The 2065-nt window shown below is 64.6% G+C and carries 3 protein-coding genes; all 3 read right to left on the bottom strand.

What is annotated here, in order from left to right; genetic code table 11:
* Positions 1–351 (bottom strand): metal ABC transporter solute-binding protein, Zn/Mn family (locus tag ACXJ7R_RS30950; protein ID WP_457155126.1); only part of this gene is annotated, 351 nt, incomplete at its 3' end.
* Between the two features lie 27 nt (positions 352–378).
* The gene (gene aztB / locus ACXJ7R_RS30945) at positions 379–1254 is read right to left on the bottom strand and encodes a zinc ABC transporter permease AztB (protein ID WP_095085859.1); all 876 of its coding nucleotides are present in this window, start codon (positions 1252–1254) and stop codon (positions 379–381) included.
* Positions 1254–2065: zinc ABC transporter ATP-binding protein AztA (aztA, locus tag ACXJ7R_RS30940; protein ID WP_457155125.1), on the bottom strand; the 812-nt coding region annotated here is incomplete at its 5' end. The genes aztB and aztA, both read right to left, overlap by 1 nt.

Raw genomic sequence — 2065 nt, 5'->3', positions numbered from 1 at the left:
GAAATCGATCGGCGTTACGCCCTTGGTCAAGGTGACGATCGAGGCCTTGGTGGCGCTGGCATCGACCAGCCGCTGCAGAAAACCCTCGAAATGCAGGCCGTTGACCAGCACGATGTCGGCCTTGGCCATCGCCACCGCGTCAGCCGGGCTCGGCTCGTAGACATGGGCATCGCCGTCCGGTCCGACGATGGTGGTGACATCGATGCGGTCGCCACCGACATTTTTGGCAAAATCGGCAATGACGGTGAAGCTGGCGACCACTTTCAGCGGTGCCGCGAAAGCCGGCGAGGCGCCAATGGCAGTTAATGTTATAACGCTCATCGCCAGGGCGGCGCGGATCGATTTCAGCATGGAAAGGTCTCCTTTTGGGGCGGGGGATCAGGCCGTTCTGTGACGGTGATGGACAATGCGGGCGCGCAGGATGCCGCGCGTGCCGAACAGGATCGAGGCGAAATAGACCACGCCGGCCGACAGGATGATGGCCGGGCCGGACGGCAGCGACGCGTGATAGGACAGAAGCAGCCCGGCGATGCAGGATGCAAAGCCGATCAGCACCGCCAGCACGCACATCGGCTCGACGCGCACGGTCCAGAAACGGGCGGCTGCCGCCGGCAGCATCATCAGCCCGACCGATAGAAGCGTACCGAGCGCCTGGAAGCCGCCGACAAGGTTGAGCACGACGAGGCCAAGGAAGATGAAATGCACCGGGCTGCCGAGCCGGCTGACCGAGCGCAGGAACAGCGGATCGAGGCATTCGGCGACCAGCGCCCGCCAGAAGATGGCGAGGCTGACCAGCGTCACCGCCACAATGCCGCCGATCAGCGTCAGCGCTTCGTTGTTGAGCGCCAGCACGGTGCCGAACAGCACATGCATGAGATCAACGCTGGAGCCGCGGATCGACACCATCAAGACGCCGATGGCGAGCGAAATCAGATAGAAGGCTGCCATCGAGGCGTCTTCGCGCTGGATGGTGAAGCGCGAGACAGCGCCAGCGCCGAGCGCCACGATGACGCCGGCGATCAACCCGCCAATGGTCATCGGCAGGATTTCCAGGCCGTAGAGCAGAAAACCGGCGGCGGCACCCGGCAAGATGGCATGCGCCATGGCGTCGCCGGACAGGCTCATGCGCCGCAGCATCAGGAACACGCCAACCGGGCAGGCGCCGAGCGACAGCATCAGCGAACCGATCAGCGCCCGCTGCATGAAGCCGAAATCGGCGAAGGGCGCGATGAAGAGACCGTAAAGCGTGTCCATCAGGCAGCCCTCGGTCCGGCACCGTGGTGATGGTCATGCCCGTGAGCGTGGCCATGATGGTCGTGATCGTGGTCATGAGCATGCCCGTCCGGCTCGCACCAGGGCGCATTCTCTTCCCAGGCTTCGTGGAAGCGGCGGGCGCGCAACAGGTTCTCCGGCTTCAGCGTTTCCCTGGTTTCCCCCCAGGCAACCGGCTGGCGGGCCAACAGCAGCGTTTCGGGGAAATTCTGGCGCACCAGGTCCAGATCGTGGACGACGACCAGGATAGTGCGCTCTTCGCCATGCCAATGCTTGATCAGCGCGATCAGGTCGCCGACCGTCTTGGCGTCGACCGCGTTGAACGGCTCGTCGAGCAGTATGAGGTCGGCGTCCTGCAGCAGCACTCSCGCAAACAACGTGCGTTGCAACTGGCCGCCTGACAGCGTGTCGATCGGCCGCTTTTCGAAGCCGCCGAGACCGACGGCCATCAGCGCCCGGCTGACGGAATCGCGATCTTCCCTAGTATGGCGGCCGAGCAGGCCACGCCGCGGCCACAGGCCGAGCGAGACCAGGTCAACCACCCGCGCCGGGAAGGAGCGGTCGAGTTCCGATTGCTGCGGCAGATAGGCGGCACGCACGCCAGGCGCGCGGATGACTTCGCCGGCCATCGGTTTCAGGACGCCGACAATGCCTTTCATCAGCGTCGATTTGCCGGAGCCGTTGGCGCCGACCACGGCAGTCAGCGAGCCTTTGCGTATCTTGCCGTCAAGATGATGGATCGCCGGGTGGCTGCCGTAGCCAAGCGTCAGGTCGCGGAAGGTCAGGCAGGTAT

The organism is Mesorhizobium sp. P5_C1 (genome assembly GCF_054049815.1).
The sequence above is the reverse complement of the archived record's forward strand: the minus strand, read 5'-3'. Positions and strand labels throughout refer to the sequence as shown.

Coding starts and splice junctions, on each gene's coding strand:
- aztB (WP_095085859.1), bottom strand. CDS start 1,254: ATGGACACGCTTTACGGTCTCTTCATCGCGCCCTTCGCCGATTTCGGC.